The organism is Streptomyces sp. NPDC037401, from assembly GCF_055602345.1.
Map to the genome: position 1 here is coordinate 75,955 of NZ_JBVJWO010000027.1, position 17,004 is coordinate 92,958.

The following is a 17,004-nucleotide window of genomic DNA, read 5'->3' on the forward strand; positions in this document are numbered from 1 at the left end:
GTGGTCCCTCCCGGCCCATTCGCGTGCACGTGACATTGCAACGTGATCCGTGACATCCACGACCGCGTGGAGGTACTTCGGTGAGCACACAGCAGGATCTGGGGCCCGGTGGCCCCGGCAGGGGCAACGGCCCCTTCCGCACCAAGTCGGTCGAGCAGTCCATCCTCGACACCGAGGAACCGGAGCATGCGCTACGGAAATCCCTCTCTGCCTGGGACCTGACGGTCTTCGGCGTCGGTGTGATCATCGGCACCGGCATCTTCGTCCTCACCGGCAAGGTGGCGAAGGAGACAGCCGGACCGGCCACGGCCCTCGCCTTCGTCGCCGCCGGCGTGGTCTGCGCGCTGGCCGCCCTCTGCTACGCCGAATTCGCCTCCACCGTCCCGGTGGCGGGTTCCGCGTACACCTTCAGCTACGCCTCCATCGGCGAGCTGCCCGCCTGGATCATCGGCTGGGACCTCGTGCTGGAGTTCGCGCTGGGTACGGCGGTGGTGGCGGTCGGCTGGTCCGGCTACGTGCGCTCGCTCATGGACAACGCGGACATCCATCTGCCCGCCGCGCTCCAGGGGCCCGACGTGGCGGGCGGCACCTTCGACCTGCTGGCCTTCCTGCTGGTCCTGGTGCTCACGGCGATCCTGGTCATCGGTGTGAAGCTGTCCGCCCGCATCACCGCGCTCGTGGTGGCCATCAAGGTCACCGTGGTGCTGATCGTGATCATCGCGGGCCTGTTCTTCATCAACGGCAGCAACTACGACCCGTTCATCCCGCCCGCCCAGGCACAGGAGGGCGGCTCCGGCTGGGACGCGCCACTCGTCCAGCTGCTGTTCGGCTACGAGCCCACCAACTTCGGCATCATGGGCATCTTCACGGCCGCTTCCGTGGTGTTCTTCGCCTTCATCGGCTTCGACGTGGTCGCCACGGCCGCCGAGGAGACCAAGAACCCGCAGAAGGACATGCCCCGCGGCATCCTGGGCTCGCTGCTGATCTGCACCGTGCTCTACGTGGCCGTGTCGCTGGTGGTCACCGGCATGCAGCACTACTCGGAGATGTCCGTGAGCGCGCCGCTGGCCGACGCCTTCAAGGCCGCAGGACACCCCTGGTACGCGGGCGCCATCAGCTTCGGCGCCGCGGTGGGCCTCACGACGGTCTGCATGATCCTGCTGCTGGGCCAGACCAGGGTGTTCTTCGCGATGAGCCGGGACGGCCTGCTGCCGCGGTTCTTCTCGGTCACCCACCCGAAGTACCAGACCCCGTACCGGCCGACGATCCTGCTCGGCGTGGTCATCGCCGTGGTCGCCGGGTTCACCAGCATCAACGAGCTGGCGACCCTGGTGAACATCGGCACCCTGTTCGCCTTCGTGGTGGTCGCCCTCGGCGTGATCATCCTCCGCCGGACCCGTCCCGACCTGCACCGGGCCTTCCGCACCCCGTGGGTGCCGTTCATCCCGATCCTGTCGATCGCGGCCTCCGTCTGGCTGATGCTCAACCTGCCGGGGGAGACCTGGTTCCGGTTCGCGGTGTGGATGGTGGTCGGCATCTTCGTCTACTACCTGTACGGCCGCAGGCACAGCCGGCTCGGCATGCAGCGCAGTGCCGCCGCACATCCCCCGCCACCGGCTCCGCCGGGACCCCCGGTACGCAAGTGAGCGCGGCGCAAGTGAGCGCGCGCACGTGAACGCACTCCGGCCCGGGCAGAGCGCCCGGGCCGGAGTGCGTTCACGCGTTCAGACGACTGTCGTCCTGTCGGCCGCTCAGCCGCCGCTCGCCGGCGACTTCTTGGCCGACGCGGGGACCTTCGTGTCGTTGCGCAGCGCCTCCCACAGCTGGCCGGCCTGCGGCTCGGCCGGGACGACGCGGTTCGGGTCGATCTTGTCGTACGCCACCGGGAGCATGATCGTTTCCATGGTGTTCGCGTCCACGCCCTTCATGCTCTTGGCGAAGTCGGCGAGCGCGGTGAGCGAGTCCAGGTCGGAGTCCGTGGTGAGGGACTTCGTACCGGCGTCGGCCAGCTTGTAGAGGCGGGCCGGGTTGCCGAAGGCGTCCTGCTTCTTGATCTCGGTCAGCATCGCGAGCATGAACTGCTGCTGGAGGCCGATGCGGCCGAGGTCGCTGCCGTCCTTGTAGCCGTAGCGGGTACGGACGAACTTGAGCGAGTCGGTGCCGTCGAGCTTGTGGGTGCCGGGATCCAGCTGGAGGCCGCCCTTGCCGCCCTTGATGGGCTCGTCGATGGTGACGTGAACGCCGCCCAGCGCGTCGACCAGGCCCTTGAAGCCCGCGAAGTCCACCTCGACGAAGTGGTCGATGCGGATGTCCGACATCTGCTCCACGGTGTTCACGACACAGGCCGGACCGGCCAGCGTGTAGATGCCGTTGAACATCGCGCGCTTCTTCGACGGGACGGTGCTGCCGTCCTTCTTCTTGCACTCGGGCCGGTCCACGAGGGTGTCGCGGGGGATGCTCACCGCGGTCACCTTCGAACGGCCCTCGGGTATGTGCATCAGCATGGCCGTGTCCGAGCGGGCGGTGCCGCCGACGTCGCCGTGGTCCAGCTCGCCGTTGGCGCCGTTGCGCGAGTCCGAGCCGAGCACGAGGATGTTCTGGGCCCCGGCCGCGACCTTCTCCGGCCGGTTGTCCCCGATCGCCTTGTCCAGGTCGACGCTGTCGATGTTGCCGTTGAGGTGGCTGTACGCCCACCAGCCGCCGCCGACCAGGGCGAGGACGAGTACGGCGAGCGACAGCAGCACGATCTTCAGCGCGCGGCGACCACGGCTCTTCGGGCGCCGCCGGGAGGTACCGGTCTGCGGGGTCATAGCTCGTCGAGCCCTTCCGTCGGGACGCTAGGGTGGCGTGCGAGGGACGGGGGCGGTTGAGGTGAACCTGCCCAGCCGTCTGCCTGAGGATGGTGTGAATAATAGACAGACTTTCGAGGCGTTCGAGAGGCGAGGGTCTGGTCTCCAGAAAGGCAGAAGGCGTCGTGATCCGTGGCAGAGGCGGCAGAGTCGCGGACACCGGCGGCCCTGAGGGCCGTTCCGGCGACGCACCGGGGTCCGCGCAGCCCCGGCCGCCGGCCGGGCGCTGGCTCTTCCGGGGCCGTGACGGCCTGCTGGCGGCCTACGCAGCCGGTCCGGGCGGACTCCTGCGCTGGACCGAGGGAACGTCCCCTGGCGGCCGTTGGAGCGGCCCCGAGACGCTGCCGGTGCCCGGCTGGTGCGGCGGCCCGCTCGCGATGGCCCAGAACCGCGAGGGATATGTCCACTTCGTGACACTGCGGCGCCCGCCCCAGGACGAGGGCGGCATACCGGAGATGGCCTTCGCCACCCAGTTCCAGACGGGCCGCGGCCTGACCGACTGGTTCAGCCTCGGCACCCCCGGTCTGCCCGGCGGACCGGTCGGCGACCCCCTCGTCGGACCGCCCCTGATCGTCGTCAATCCCGTGGCCGGCAGCGTGCACGTCCTGGTCTCCCTCCGGGAGAGCGGCATCCTGCGCCGCAGCCGCAACGCCGACGGCGCCTGGGGCGGCTGGAAGAGCGTCACCACCGCCGCCTACCAGGGCGAGATGGCCGCGGCCATGCCCGAGGGCGGGGTCCTGGAGATCCTCGCGCAGAGCGGCGGCGAGGTCGACCGCTGGGTGGGCGTGGCCAAGGGCCGCTTCGAGCTCGGCGACCGCGTGGGCACCCCGGTGGTCCCGGGCACCCCGGTGGCCCTGGAGACCGGCCCGCGGCGGGCCACCTACTTCTGGCGCTACCCCGGCGACGGCCAGCTCGTGGCCTGGCGCGCCCAGTCGCCCGGCGTGCAGGGCGGCCTGATGGCCCTGGGCGGCGCGGGCGGCCGCGGCCCGGTGGGCGCCGTACGCACCTCGATCGGCGGCTACGACTGCACGGTGCTGGCCCAGACGGGAGCCGGCCGCGACGTCGAACTGACCGCGTACGTCACGGAGAACGAGGGCTACGGCGCCTGGTGGGCCTCCCTCGGCGGCCGCGACATCCGGGCCCTCCAGGTGGCCGTGGACGGGCTGGGGCGCATCGTGGTGGCCGGGCTGGACCCGGCGGGGGACCTGGTCCTCGCGCGCCAGGACCCGAACCAGGACGGCCTGGCCTTCGGCGGCTGGACCCGCGCGGTCTGAACCCCGCGGCCCCGCCGCCGGATCCGGCGCCGGCAGCGTCAGGTCGGCCCGCGTACGTCAGGACCGGCATACGACAGGACCCCGCGTACGGAAGGCCGTACGCGGGGTCCTGCCGTATGCGGGGTTCCGTGCCCGGGGTCAGCCCCGCCCGGCGCCCTGGGCCGTCGGCAGCGGCAGCCGGCTCGCCACCTCGATGCTCAGGTCGCCCTCGGGCGTGAAGCAGGGGGCTGCGACCAGTTCCAGGCCCTGGTTCTGCGGGTCCGGCCCGATCGTCACCGGCAGGCGGCCCACGGTGTCCACGTCCGCGCCGGTCTTGCGGCCCAGCCGGACCTCCCGGGTGACGCCCTCGAAGCTCACCGACAGGAACAGGTCCCACACGCCCGGCGCCACCGGCCATCCGCTGGAGGTCTGCCGCAGGTTGACCCGCGTCGAGAAGCGGCCCATCGCACGCGGCTTCCCCTTCGCGTTCAGCAGGGTCTCGTCGCGCCGGGCGGTCACCGAGAACCGCTCCTCCGCGCCGCTCACCCGCTCCCGCAGCACCACCTTCGTGGCCCGGTCCCGGGTCGACAGCTGCTCGAAGAACGCGAAGCCCTCCAGCAGCAGCATCGGACCGGTCCACTGCATCTTCGACAGCTCGTGTGACACCGTCATCTGACGTGTGATGTCGTACAGCTCGTCCGGCAGGCCCACCTGCGGGTCCCGGAAGTACGGCAGGTTCGTGTAGACCCGGCCGTTCTCCACCGTCTTCGTCACCGCCGGCCGCGTCTTGTCGGCCTCGTACGCCGCCATCCCGGCGGCCTCGTCGAACCGGCCCCCGGCCAGCAGCGCGAACCGCACCGCCAGCGGTCGCGGCAGCAGCTCCAGGGCCCCCGGCGTGGCATGGGCGCGCAGCACCTCGGCCGCCGCCCACATCGCCTGCTCCCGGTCGGCCTGGTCCTGCGAGGCCAGCAGCGCGGCACCGGTGGCCTTGCCCAGCTCGACCTCCAGGTGGCGCGAGAGCAGCCAGTCCCGCCGCTCGCCCTCCGCCAGCCGCCCGCCGACCAGCGCCATCATCCGGGCGGCCATCGCCACCCGCTCCGTCAGCGACACCCGCGCCGCCGACGAGGGGCCCTTGACCACGCACGTGTGGTCGGCGATCACGGAGATGTTGTCGGCACCGATGTACGCGGCCGCGGTGAAGACCTGGTCCTCGCCGATCAGCATGTCGGTGGGGAACTGCAGCCCGTCCCGCTGGACCAGGCTCGTGCGGAACAGCTTGTCGGGCGTCAGCGACCAGTAGACCCGCGAGGAGTACAGGTCCGTGAACGCCTGGCTGCGCCGGAACATCGACGTCGCCACCGAGTGCCGGCCCGAACTCTCCAGCTTGCCCAGGACGATGTCGGCCTCGTTGCGGTCGGCGACGCCCACCATGCGCGCCAGCGCCTGCGGAGCCAGCCGGTCGGAGCCCTCAAGGAATATGACGTACCGTCCGGAGACCTGGCTCAGCGCCCAGTTGCGGGCCGCGGCCGGGCTCAGCCCGCGGGGCTGCGCCCCCACCCGCAGGAACCCGGCGTGCTCGTGCGCGGCGCGCGCCAGCAGCGAACCGCTGTCGTCGGTGGAGCCGTCGTCGACGGCGATCACCTCGAAGCGGTCCCGGCCGATCGACTGGTCCAGCACCGACGCCAGGCAGGCGTCGAGCACCTGGGCGTGGTTGCTCACCCGGACGACGACCGTCACGTCCTTGATGTCGCCGGGGCGTACGGCTGCGCTGTTCATCATCGGCTGACCCTCATCGGCTCTGCGGGTGCGGGGACGGCTGCGGCCACGGCATCTCCCCGGTGAGCTCCGGCCACTCCCAGCGGCGGAACTCCACGGCGGACGGCCGCTCCGGGAAGGCGCCCGGGATCTGGCCCGGCGCGCCCACGTGCACGTTGACCGGAGCGGTCAGCTTCGCGGCCTCCGGGGTGCCCACGGTGTACTCGAACCGGTCGTAGCCGGTGAACCCCGGTGCGGGCGTGTACGCGACCCAGCCGTCCGGCGAGAGCCGCGCCGAGCCGTTCCGGGGCTGGCTCACCGCGATGGCGTTGCTGCCCGCGGGAGCGCCCGCGAGCACGTTGACCGTGCCCTGCGTGCCCGGTGCCACGCCCATCCGCAGACCGGGCGCCGTCGGGGTGCGCACCGGCAGTGCCTGGTCGGACAGCTTGCCCGTACGGATCAGCTTGCGGCCGGTCGCGTCCGGCACGGCCACCACGATCTGCGGGCGCAGCCGCGGCGCGGCACCCGGCTGCTTGACGCGCAGGACGATGATGCCGGTCGCGCTCTCGCCGCGGCCCGCCCGGACCCGGTACCAGCCCTGCTCGGGGAAGTACTCCAGGCCCTGGACGGCGAGGACTTCGGCGCCGCGGGCCACGGAGGCCTCCAGCAGGTACGCGAAGCCGCGGGGGGCGCCGCCGTCGGGGGCGACGGACAGCCCGAGCTGGATCTGCTCCCCGGGGACCACCCCCTGCCACGGGTCGGCCGAGCTGTACAGGGCGGCGTAGGCCGCCCCCTGCTCCGGTTCGAGGCCGAGGGCCTGGCCCCGGCACAGCAGGTGGTTCATGCGCCGGACTCCTGGGAGGGGAAGGCGGACACGCGGGACTTGGTGCGCTGGACGAAGGTGGCGTCGTCCAGCCAGCCGAGCTCGTCGTACGAGAAGCGCCGGCGGTCGAGGTCCTTGACCCAGTGCGGCGGGATCACGCGCTGCTCGTGCAGGCTGCGGGCCACGAAGCGGGCGCACTCGACCGCGCCCTCGGGGCGCACGTGGACGTTGTCCGCGTCCTGCACGATCTCCTGGAGCGGCTCGCCCGGCCGCAGGTAGGTGAAGGCGTGCTTGGAGTTCTCCGGGCCGAGCTCCTCCCACCACGCGAGGCTCTGGCCGTACAGGTCGACCACCGGCACGTGCTCCTCGCGCGCGAGCTGCCGCATGGCGAGCGGGTAGTCGCCCAGGAACCGGGCGACGTTGCCGTGCCGGTCGATGCGCCGCCGCTCGAAGGGGAGCAGGATCACCGGGTGCCCCTGGGCCTCCCGGACGCCGGTGACGTACGCCCGCATGTGCTCCGTGAAGGTGCTGAAGGGCTTGGTGTGCAGGCCCGGGTCCGGCTTCCAGTCGATCTGGCCGAAGCCGAAGACGAGGTAGTCGCCCGGGGACATGTTCTCCAGGATCCACTGGAGCCGGCCGCGCTCCCGGAAGCTCTTGGAACTGGCCCGTGCGCGGGCGCAGTTGACCACTTCCACCGCGTCGGTGAGGAACAGGGGCAGGGCCTGGGCCCAGCCCGCCATCGGCAGGTGGCTCACCGGCCGGGTGACTGCCGTGGAGTCCCCGGCCACGAAGATCCTGGCCGGCCCCGACGGGGGCTCGGGTGCGTACGTCATGCCTCTCCCTGTCCTGTGCTGGGTACTCGCCGCTGCGGGGGCCGGGGCGCACGGCCCCGGCCCCCGCAGGCGACGCGCCTTACAGCTCCTGGTGCTCCGTGCGGCTCAGCACGGAGGCGATGGCCTGCTCGAAGCCCGACCGCTGGGCAGGGACTGCGGTGGGGTCCTGCTGGCGGACGTCGATGACGTGCCCGGTCATCTCGGACAGCAGCACGTCCAGCGAGCTGCGCGCCACCGACTCGGACGACAGCAGCGAGCCCTCGGGCTCCTGGCCGAACGCCTTGGTCCGCATCGGGGTGGCGGTGCGCTCCGGGTTGATGCAGTTGACGCGGACCCGGTCGCCGGCCCACTCGTCGGCGAGCGCCTGGGTCAGGTTGACCATGGCCGCCTTGGTGGAGGAGTACAGGCTGTAGTCCGCACGCCCGCGGGTGTAGCTGCTGGAGGTGAAGAGCAGCAGCTGGCCCTTGGTCTCGCTCAGGTACTTGAACGCCGACCGCGCGATGTTCACGGGCGCGAGGTAGTTGACCTCCAGCGCCTCGCGGATGGCGTCGTTGTCGGTCTCGGCGAGCCGGCCGACGCGCAGGATGCCCGCGGTGTTGACGACGAAGTCCACCCGGCCGGTCTCGGCGTACGCCTTGGCGAAGGCCTCGTCGACGTGGTCCGGGTTCTGGACGTGGGTGCCGGTGGTGGACCGGCCGAGGGCGTAGACGCGGGCACCGTGGCCCTCGGCTATCCGCGCGATGTCGGCGCCGATGCCGTACGAGCCGCCGAAGACCAGCATGGTCTTGCCCTCGAGCTGCTCGCGGTAGAACTCGTCGCCGGTGTGCTCGGGGGCGAGGGAGGAGGCCAGCTGGAACAGCTTGTCGGCGATGAAGACGTCGACGGGCTGGGTGACCTTCATGTTGTACTCGTCGCCCATGACGACGTGCACCGGCACGTCCGGCAGGTAGCGCACCACGACCGAGCAGTCGTCGGTGGCCTGGAACGCCGGGTCGCCGGCCGCCAGCTCGTAGGCGCGGCGGATCGTGGACAGCCAGAAGCCCTGCGGGGTCTGGCCGCGGCGCAGCCGGGAGCGGTCCGGGACCTCGGTGATGAACTCGCCGTCGTCGCCGTGGGTGCGGGTGACGATCACCGTGTCGGAGGACGGGATCGCCACGTCGACGGCCTGGTAGCGCTCCAGGGCCTCGACGCACTCCTTGACGACGCGCTGGGACAGCAGCGGGCGGACGGCGTCGTGGAACAGCAGGTTGCAGTCCTCGCCCTCCCCGAGCGTGTCGGCGATCGCGCGGATGGCGATGTTGGTGGTCTCGCTGCGGGTCGAGCCGCCGGCCAGCACGCGGGAGACCTTCGTCAGGCCCGCGCGCGCGACGATCTTCTCCGCCTCACCGGTGTAGGCGGGCGTCATCAGGACGATGACGTCGTCGATGTCCGGGGCGTGCTCGAAGATGTGCAGCGTGTGCTCGAGGATCGGCTTTCCTGCGATCTTCAGAAGCTGCTTCGGGATCTCGAGTCCGATGCGCTGCCCGGTGCCACCAGCGAGGACGACGGCGACGGTACGGCGTCGGGTTGCACTGTGGGACAAGGTCTCCTGCTTCCTGAGAGAGATGAGGGAAACCGCAAAAAAGCGGTTGAGCGGCCGGAGCGGCCGGAAGGGCTCACGCCGGGAGGCGCGGCTGCTCCGGATACTCGATGGGAAAGTCCTGCAGTCCCCGCCGGTAGAGGTCGTTCGCCGCGTTGTTGAAACGGACGGTCGACGGCGGGTAATCCTTGCCGAGCAGATATTCCTTCAACTGTTCGCGGTACTGCGCCATGACGTCGTTCTGAGGCTTGAGCATCGCGTCGATGGCCGCATCGAGTCCGCCGCAGTCCCCGTCGAGCAGGTACGAGGCGTACGCCGTCCGCTGTTCGTTGCGGAATTCGGTGTCCGGCAGCCCTTCGAGGTTGAAGATGGCGTACGGCTTCCGGGTCGCGACGAAGTCGGACACGACGCTCGACATGTCACCGATGAGCAGATCGGAGTGGTTGAAGCAGTCGTAGAGGGCGGGAATGCGCTCGATCACCACGTGGTGCGCGGAGTCGGGCAGCGATTCCCAGTAGAGCGAGCCGGCCTGGTTGCGGCTGCCGCGGATGCGGGCGGTCCGCTCCTCTTCCGAGAGGTCCGGGTACTTGGACCGGACGCCGCGCTCGGACAGGTCGGCGATCCGCTTGTCGATCCGGGCCAGCTTGCGGGCCGCGGTCTTCGAGTCGGCGAGGTTGCGCCCGAAACGTTCGGTGTTGTCCTCTTCGAGGAGCTGGATGATGCGCCGGTGCGCGGCGCCTGCCGCGGCGGAGCGGGTGCCGGTCAGCGGGTGGGGCTTGTAGATGATGCGGATCTCCTGCTCGTGGTCGAGCAGGGTGCGGATCAGCTTCTCGCCCGCCGGGATGACCGAGGTGTAGCAGGCGTCGTCGGTCCAGCCCTCCCAGGTGGGGGCGTAGATGACGGTCGGGATCTTGCCCGCGACCTTGCCCGTCCAGTGGTGCAGGGTCATCAGCTGGGGACGGCCGACCTCGACGATCTGGCGGGGCGTGACGGCGTGCTTGATGCGCTCGTAGCGGTCGCGGCCGGCCCGGCCGGCCACCCAGATCTCGTCGAAGACCTTGCTGACGCGGTTGCTGCTGGCGAGCTTGTCGCTGTCGCCGTGGCCGATGAAGACGTGCTTGACCTCGGCGCGCTGGAGCATGTGCACGTTCTTGCCGGCGTTGCCGGGGTAGAGGGCGACGCGCAGCTCGGGCATCTCGACCCGGGCGAGGTTGTCCGCCTTCGGCACGCAGATGACCGGCACCGAGGTCGCGTCGAGGTACCGCAGGGTGGCGCGCTCGCGCAGCACGATGATGGGCCGCAGGTCGAGCGCCTCCAGGGCCTCCAGCCACATGTTCACCTGGTACATGAAGTCCCGGGAGACGGCGGCGAAGGTGAAGTACAGGGCCACCTGGGGGCGGTATCCGTCGAGCTGGCGGTTGAGCTCGTCGAGGGCCTCGTCCGGGGTGGGCAGCAGCAGGGCGTTCCACGCGCCGGGGAGCAGGACAAGGACGGCCACGAAGGCGATCCAGACCGTGGCGATGGACCCGAAGGTCACGAAGCGCCAGTCGTCCGTGGCGATGGTGCCCAGCGCGCCGCCGACCAGCGGCACGTCCAGGTGGAGCATCTTGCGGACGTGCTTGTCCGTGAGGAACGGGTGCGGCATGCGCCGGATGCCCAGCAGCTCCATGTCGAGCCCGCGGGTGGTGAACGGGAGCTCGGCGCGCTTGCTGCGGACCTTCTTCAGGATGGCGCCGTACGTCAGCTGCAGTACGAACAGCAGCAGCAGGCCCAGCGAGGCCATCTTCGCGACGAAGGAGTCGAGCTCCGCGATCGAGCCGCACAGGGCCAGCAGCAGGAACTGCCGGATGAGGAAGCGCATCGTCAGACCGAAGCGCGAGTCGCGCAGCCGGTCCAGCGTCGAGGACTCCGCGCTGTGCAGCATCAGGTCGGCGCCGTAGCTCACCGCCGCCGAGTACACGAAGATCGGAAGTGAGGCGATGGCCACCGCGGCCATCATGCCGAGGAAGCTGAGCACCAGGGCGCAGGTGATGAGAACACCGAGCGCTGCCTGACGGCTTTGCCTGCCCATGCGGCGTGGCCTCCTGGCTGTAAGGATCTTGTTAAGTGCCGCAGTAGTATAGGCATCAAAGTCGCCCCCGCTGAACCGGTGAATAGACCGGGGGGAAACGGCCGGCAAACGTGGCGGGGCCAGGTAATCAACGGCTGACCGTTATGTGATCTGCGCGCAATCAAATGTCACGCTGCGTGCCCGCCCGGCTACGGTGGGGCGATGGGTGCCGGGCGGTTCCGCCGTTCAGTGTGTGAAGCGATACACAGTGAGTTTTCGCCTGTCGCCCGCCTTGACGGAGAATCCGATGCACAGCTGCGGCCGGTCGGTCACGCTGACCGCGATTCCCTCCGGTTCCCGGAACTCCAGGCCGGGCGCCGCCGTCACGAGCTGGCGCCCGGCCGGCCGCCCCGTCCGCACGTCGATGGCCGAGACGTACGTATTGCCTCCGTCGGACGGCGGATTCTCGCCCTCCTCGTCGGTGTAGGGGCTGCCGGTCAGCTGGTAGACGTAGTCGCCGTGCAGGGCGCAGCCCTGGAAGGACTCGCCGTCCCGCTGCCACACGTCGGCGAACTCGTGCAGCGGCCCGTGCCCGCCCTTGCGGAACGTGTCCATCCGGTAGATCGCGTAGCGGTGTTCGCTGCCCTCGCGGTGGCTGACCAGCACACGGCCCTGTTCGAGGTCCAGTGCGGGGTGCGTGGCCGCGGCGCCCGGGAGCGGTTCCTGGTGGCGCACGGCGGGGTCGGAGCTGTCGAGCATCTCGCCGTCGCGGAACGGCACCCGGGTCACCGAGCGCCCGTACCCGCTCGCGCCGGAGGCCCGGCCCTCGACCCACAGGTACGTCTTGCGGCCGGCGGGCTCGACGCCGAGGGATATTCCGTGGCCGAATCCGCGCAGGTACATGTAGCCGAGGATTTTCCCGGTGGGGCCGAGCCGGGTGACGCACATGTCGCCATTCCGGCGGCGGGCGGCGGTGCCGAGCTTGTCCGATTCGTCGGGCAGTCGAATTCCGCCCTGTACGAGCTGGAGCGTGTATATGAATCCGTTTACGTCGTCGAATGCAAAGGACTGCGGACCGGTTTTGTTGTAGAGCGAGCTGGGTCGCAGCAATTCCGAATCCTGCGCGATATTGAATTCCCCGACCCGGCTTCCGAAATCCTCGGGCTTTTCTTCTTCCTCCTCGCGGAGGGCCGTGGAAATGAGTCCGCCGCCGGCCAGTCCCGCCAGCGCGGCGCCGCCTGTCCACAAGAAAGTGCGGCGGCTCGTGGGGGCATTTCCTGTGGCAGATGTGCGCGAACTCATGTGCGCATTCTGTCATCCGCGCGCAAACGACTGCTGCCCGCCCCCGTGACGGGGGCGGGCAGCAGTCGTGCGTGCCGTGGCGGGCAGGACCCGCCGGTGGCGACTAGGCCGGGACGCTCGCGAGGCCCGGGGCCAGGAAGCGCTTGCCGTTCACGCGCTCCGAGACGCCTTCGCGGTCCAGGTACGGCGTGATGCCGCCCAGGTGGAAGGGCCAGCCGGCGCCCGTGATGAGGCAGAGGTCGATGTCCTGGGCCTCGGCCACGACACCCTCCTCCAGCATCAGGCCGATCTCCTGAGCCACCGCGTCCAGGACGCGGTCGCGGACCTGCTCCTCGGTCAGGACGCTGTCGCCCTGCACCAGGAGGGCGGCGACCTCGGGGTCCAGCTCCGGCTTGCCGGAATCGTAGACGTAGAAGCCGCGCTTGCCGGCCTTGACGACCGCCGCGAGGTTGGGGGAGACCGTGAAGCGCTCCGGGAAGGCGCGGTTCAGGGTCTCGGAGACGTGCAGGCCGATGGCCGGGCCGACGAGCTCCAGGAGGACCAGCGGGGACATCGGCAGGCCGAGCGGCTCGATGGCCTTCTCCGCCGTGACCACCGGGGTGCCCTCGTCGATGACGTTCTGGATCTCGCCCATGAAGCGGGTCAGGATGCGGTTCACGACGAACGCCGGGGCGTCCTTGGTGAGGACCGCGGTCTTCTTCAGCTTCTTGGCGACGCCGAAGGCCGTGGCCAGCGAGGCGTCGTCCGTCTGCTCGCCGCGGACGATCTCCAGCAGCGGGAGGATCGCGACGGGGTTGAAGAAGTGGAAGCCGACCACGCGCTCCGGGTGCTGGAGCTTCGAGGCCATCTCGGACACCGACAGCGAAGAGGTGTTGGTGGCGAGGATCGCGTGCGCCGGGGCGACCGCCTCGACCTCCGCGAACACCTTCTGCTTGACGGACATCTCCTCGAACACGGCCTCGATGATGAAGTCCGCGTCCGCGAAGCCCGCGGCCTTGTCCAGGACACCGGTCACCAGGGCGGTCAGGCGGTTGGCCTTGTCCTGGTTGATGCGGCCCTTGCCGAGCAGCTTCTGGATCTCGGCGTGGACGTAGCCCACACCCTTGTCCACGCGCTCCTGGTCGATGTCGGTGAGGACCACCGGCACCTCCAGGCGGCGCAGGAACAGCAGCGCCAGCTGCGAGGCCATCAGGCCCGCGCCGACGACGCCGACCTTGGTGACCGGACGGGCAAGGGACTTGTCCGGGGCGCCGGCCGGGCGCTTGGCGCGCTTCTGGACCAGGTTGAAGGCGTAGATGCCGGAGCGCAGCTCGCCGCCCATGATGAGGTCCGCCAGGGCCGTGTCCTCGGCGTCGAAGCCGGCCTGGAGGTCGCCGTCCTTGGCCGCGGCGATGATGTCCAGCGCCCGGTACGCGGCCGGAGCGGCGCCGTGCACCTTGGAGTCCGCGATGAAGCGGCCCTTGGCGACGGCCGCGTCCCAGGCCTCGCCGCGGTCGATCTCCGCACGGACGACCTCGGTGGTGCCGTTCAGGACGTTCGCGGTCCACAGGAGCGACTGCTCCAGGAAGTCCGCGCCCTCGAAGATCGCGTCGGCGATGCCGAGCTCGAAGACCTGCTTGCCCTTGAGCTGGCGGTTCTGGTTGAGCGAGTTCTCGATGATGACCGAGACCGCGCGCTCGGCGCCGATCAGGTTCGGCAGGATGGCGCAGCCGCCCCAGCCGGGAACCAGGCCGAGGAAGACCTCGGGCAGCGAGAAGGCCGGGATCGCCTTCGAGACGGTGCGGTAGCTGCAGTGCAGACCGACCTCGACGCCGCCGCCCATCGCCGCACCGTTGTAGTACGCGAAGGTCGGGACGGCCAGCGCGGAGAGGCGCTTGAAGACGTCGTGGCCGCCCTTGCCGATGGCGAGCGCCTCGTCGTGCTTCTTCAGCAGCTCGACACCCTTGAGGTCGGCGCCGACCGCGAAGATGAACGGCTTGCCGGTGATGCCCGCGCCGACGATGGTGCCGGCGGTGGCCTCCTGCTCGACCTGGTCGATCGCCGCGTTCAGGTTGGCGAGGGACTGCGGGCCGAAGGTGGTCGGCTTGGTGTGGTCGAAGCCGTTGTCCAGCGTGATGAGCGCGAAGCGCCCGGCGCCGAACGGCAGGTCCAGGTGGCGGACGTGCGCGGACGTGACGACCTCGTCCGGGAACAGCTCGGCCGCGCCCTTCAGGAGCTCAGCGGTGGTGCTCACTTGGAGTCTCCCTCGGCGTTGAAGTTCGGGTTCTCCCAGATGACCGTGGCGCCCATGCCGAAGCCGACGCACATGGTGGTCAGGCCGTAGCGGACGTGCGGCTGCTCCTCGAACTGGCGGGCCAGCTGCGTCATCAGGCGCACGCCGGAGGAGGCCAGCGGGTGACCGAAGGCGATGGCGCCGCCGTACTGGTTCACGCGGGCGTCGTCGTCGGCGATGCCGTAGTGCTCCAGGAAGGCCAGCACCTGCACGGCGAAGGCCTCGTTGACCTCGAAGAGACCGATGTCGTCGATCGTCAGGCCGGCCTGGGCCAGGGCCTTCTCCGTGGCCGGGATCGGGCCGTAGCCCATGACCTCCGGCTCGACACCCGCGAAGGAGTACGAGACGAGGCGCATCTTGACCGGGAGGTTGTTCTCGCGGGCGAAGTCCTCGGACGCGATGATCGCGGCGGTGGCACCGTCGTTGAGACCGGCGGCGTTGCCCGCGGTGACCCGGCCGTGCGTACGGAACGGGGTCTTCAGGTTCGCCAGGTTCTCCAGCGTGGTGCCCGGGCGCATCGGCTCGTCGGTGGTGACCAGGCCCCAGCCCGTCTCGCCCGCGGCCTCGTTGGTGTTGCGCACCGAGATCGGGACCAGGTCCTGCTGGATCTTGCCGTCGGCGTAGGCCTTGGCGGCCTTCTCCTGAGAGCGCACGGCGTACTCGTCGGCGCGCTGCTTGGTGATCGTCGGGTACCGGTCGTGCAGGTTCTCGGCGGTCATGCCCATGAACAGGGCGGACTCGTCGACCAGCTTCTCCGAGACGAAGCGCGGGTTCGGGTCCACGCCCTCGCCCATGGGGTGGCGGCCCATGTGCTCGACACCGCCGGCGAGGGCGACGTCGTACGCACCGAAGGCCACGCCTCCCGCGACCGCGGTCACGGCGGTCAGCGCGCCGGCGCACATGCGGTCGATGGAGTAGCCGGGCACGGACTGGGGCAGCCCGGCCAGGATCCCGGCCGTGCGGCCGAGCGTCAGACCCTGGTCGCCGATCTGCGTGGTGGCGGCGATCGCGACCTCGTCGATCTTCTTCGGGTCGAGGTCCGGGTTGCGGCGCAGCAGCTCCCGGATCGCCTTCACGACGAGGTCGTCGGCACGGGTCTCGTGGTAGATGCCCTTCGGGCCCGCCTTGCCGAACGGGGTGCGGACGCCGTCGACGAAGACGACGTCCCTGACGGTACGAGGCACGATGGCTCTCCTCCAGGGTGCGGGGTGGCACTGCTGCGCGGCGTCGCGCCTCATCCTGCTGAGCGCGCGCTCACCTCGACCATGCTACTTGCGGGTAACCAATGTGCACACCCCCTCCCCGAGGAGCGGTGAAGGTCACACTCCGGAGCCCCGGCGCGAGACGGCCACTCCGGCCAGGCACACCGCCCCGCCGACCAGCGTCAGCAGGGCCGGCACCTCGTCCAGCACCGCCCAGGACATCAGCACGACCAGCGCCGGCACCACGTACGTCGTGGCGCCCATCCGGCCCGCCGTGGTGCGCGCCAGCGCGAACGCCCAGGTCGTGAAGGCGAGCGCGGTCGGGAAGAGGCCGAGGTAGACCATGTTCAGCGTCGCCGGCAGCGGAGCCCGCGCGGCCTCCTCCACGAGCTGCCCGGCGAAGGGCAGGCAGGCGACGGTCCCGACGGCGCAGCCGTACGCGGTCACCTGGAGCGCGCCGGCGTGGCGCAGCGCCGGCTTCTGGCAGACCACCCCGCCGGCGTACGCAACGGCGGCCAGCAGGCAGAGCACCACGCCCAGCGGCGAGGCCTGCACGCCGCCCCCCGGCCCGGAGGAGGCGGGGGCGGTGGACAGCCCGACGACCACCGCCCCGGCGAACGACACCGCCATGCCGGCGAGCAGCGGGCGCGGCAGCCCCTCGCCGAGCAGCCGGGCCCCGAGCAGGGCGATGAGCAGCGGCCCGACGTTGACGACCATGGCGGCCGTACCGGCGTCGACCTCCCGCTCGCCCCAGTTGAGCAGGACCATGTAGGCGCCGAACCACAGCAGCCCCGAGGCGGCGATCCCCGGCCACGCGGCGCGCGGCGGGAGCCCGGTGCGGCGCGCCAGGCAGACCGCCCCGAGGGCGAGGGAGGCGGTGAGGAGCCGGCCGAGGGCCAGGGCGCCGGGCGAGTACGCCGCGCCCGCGCTGCGGATCGACACGAATGCGGAGGCCCACAGCACGACGGTGACGGCTGCGGCGGCCACGGCGGCGCGGGAGCCGCGGGGAGCACGGGAGCCCCGGGCGACGGGGGCGCCGCCGGGAGCGGGAGTGGGGGCGGTCATGCGTCCGACGTTAGGGCCGGG

Annotated in this window: 12 protein-coding genes; 2 read left to right on the forward strand and 10 right to left on the reverse strand. The window is 70.7% G+C overall.

Going from position 1 to position 17,004, the window contains the following annotated elements:
* The first annotated feature begins 80 nt into the window (after positions 1-80).
* Positions 81-1,646, forward strand: coding sequence for an amino acid permease (locus ACZ7H1_RS26195; protein ID WP_470790207.1), 1,566 nt, complete (start codon positions 81-83; stop codon positions 1,644-1,646).
* Between the two features lie 105 nt (positions 1,647-1,751).
* On the opposite strand, the gene ACZ7H1_RS26200 is transcribed toward ACZ7H1_RS26195, so the two are convergent.
* A complete protein-coding gene (locus tag ACZ7H1_RS26200) occupies positions 1,752-2,810 on the reverse strand; it encodes an LCP family protein (protein WP_470790208.1) in 1,059 nt (352 codons plus the stop codon).
* A gap of 164 nt (positions 2,811-2,974) precedes the next feature.
* Here ACZ7H1_RS26200 and ACZ7H1_RS26205 point away from each other — a divergent pair, with 164 nt between their 5' ends.
* Positions 2,975-4,123, forward strand: coding sequence for a hypothetical protein (locus tag ACZ7H1_RS26205; RefSeq protein ID WP_470790209.1), 1,149 nt, complete (start codon positions 2,975-2,977; stop codon positions 4,121-4,123).
* A gap of 138 nt (positions 4,124-4,261) precedes the next feature.
* Here ACZ7H1_RS26205 and ACZ7H1_RS26210 read toward each other — a convergent pair whose 3' ends face one another.
* The 9 genes from ACZ7H1_RS26210 to ACZ7H1_RS26250 all read right to left on the reverse strand — a co-directional run bounded on the left by ACZ7H1_RS26210 (position 4,262) and on the right by ACZ7H1_RS26250 (position 16,983).
* Positions 4,262-5,881: a glycosyltransferase family 2 protein gene (locus ACZ7H1_RS26210; RefSeq protein WP_470790210.1), complete on the reverse strand. Its 1,620-nt coding sequence runs from the start codon at positions 5,879-5,881 to the stop codon at positions 4,262-4,264.
* 10 nt (positions 5,882-5,891) lie between these two features.
* Positions 5,892-6,701 carry an Ig-like domain-containing protein gene (locus ACZ7H1_RS26215; RefSeq protein ID WP_470790211.1) on the reverse strand — a complete coding sequence of 270 codons (810 nt, stop codon included), beginning with the start codon at positions 6,699-6,701 and terminating at the stop codon, positions 5,892-5,894.
* Positions 6,698-7,513, reverse strand: coding sequence for a rhamnogalacturonan acetylesterase (locus ACZ7H1_RS26220; RefSeq protein WP_470790212.1), 816 nt, complete (start codon positions 7,511-7,513; stop codon positions 6,698-6,700). The genes ACZ7H1_RS26215 and ACZ7H1_RS26220 overlap by 4 nt, the downstream gene beginning before the upstream one ends.
* Before the next feature lie 79 nt (positions 7,514-7,592).
* Positions 7,593-9,095 carry an SDR family NAD(P)-dependent oxidoreductase gene (locus ACZ7H1_RS26225; protein WP_470790213.1) on the reverse strand — a complete coding sequence of 501 codons (1,503 nt, stop codon included), beginning with the start codon at positions 9,093-9,095 and terminating at the stop codon, positions 7,593-7,595.
* A gap of 73 nt (positions 9,096-9,168) precedes the next feature.
* The gene (locus ACZ7H1_RS26230) at positions 9,169-11,163 is read right to left on the reverse strand and encodes a hypothetical protein (protein ID WP_470790214.1); all 1,995 of its coding nucleotides are present in this window, start codon (positions 11,161-11,163) and stop codon (positions 9,169-9,171) included.
* A gap of 225 nt (positions 11,164-11,388) precedes the next feature.
* Positions 11,389-12,252, reverse strand: coding sequence for a phage baseplate protein (locus ACZ7H1_RS26235; RefSeq protein ID WP_470790215.1), 864 nt, complete (start codon positions 12,250-12,252; stop codon positions 11,389-11,391).
* A gap of 295 nt (positions 12,253-12,547) precedes the next feature.
* Positions 12,548-14,677 carry a 3-hydroxyacyl-CoA dehydrogenase NAD-binding domain-containing protein gene (locus tag ACZ7H1_RS26240; RefSeq protein ID WP_470790216.1) on the reverse strand — a complete coding sequence of 710 codons (2,130 nt, stop codon included), beginning with the start codon at positions 14,675-14,677 and terminating at the stop codon, positions 12,548-12,550.
* A complete protein-coding gene (locus ACZ7H1_RS26245) occupies positions 14,674-15,900 on the reverse strand; it encodes a thiolase family protein (protein WP_470790217.1) in 1,227 nt (408 codons plus the stop codon). Before ACZ7H1_RS26245 ends, ACZ7H1_RS26240 begins: the two co-directional genes overlap by 4 nt.
* 135 nt (positions 15,901-16,035) lie before the next feature.
* Positions 16,036-16,983: a DMT family transporter gene (locus tag ACZ7H1_RS26250; RefSeq protein WP_470790218.1), complete on the reverse strand. Its 948-nt coding sequence runs from the start codon at positions 16,981-16,983 to the stop codon at positions 16,036-16,038.
* Positions 16,984-17,004 lie beyond the last annotated feature (21 nt).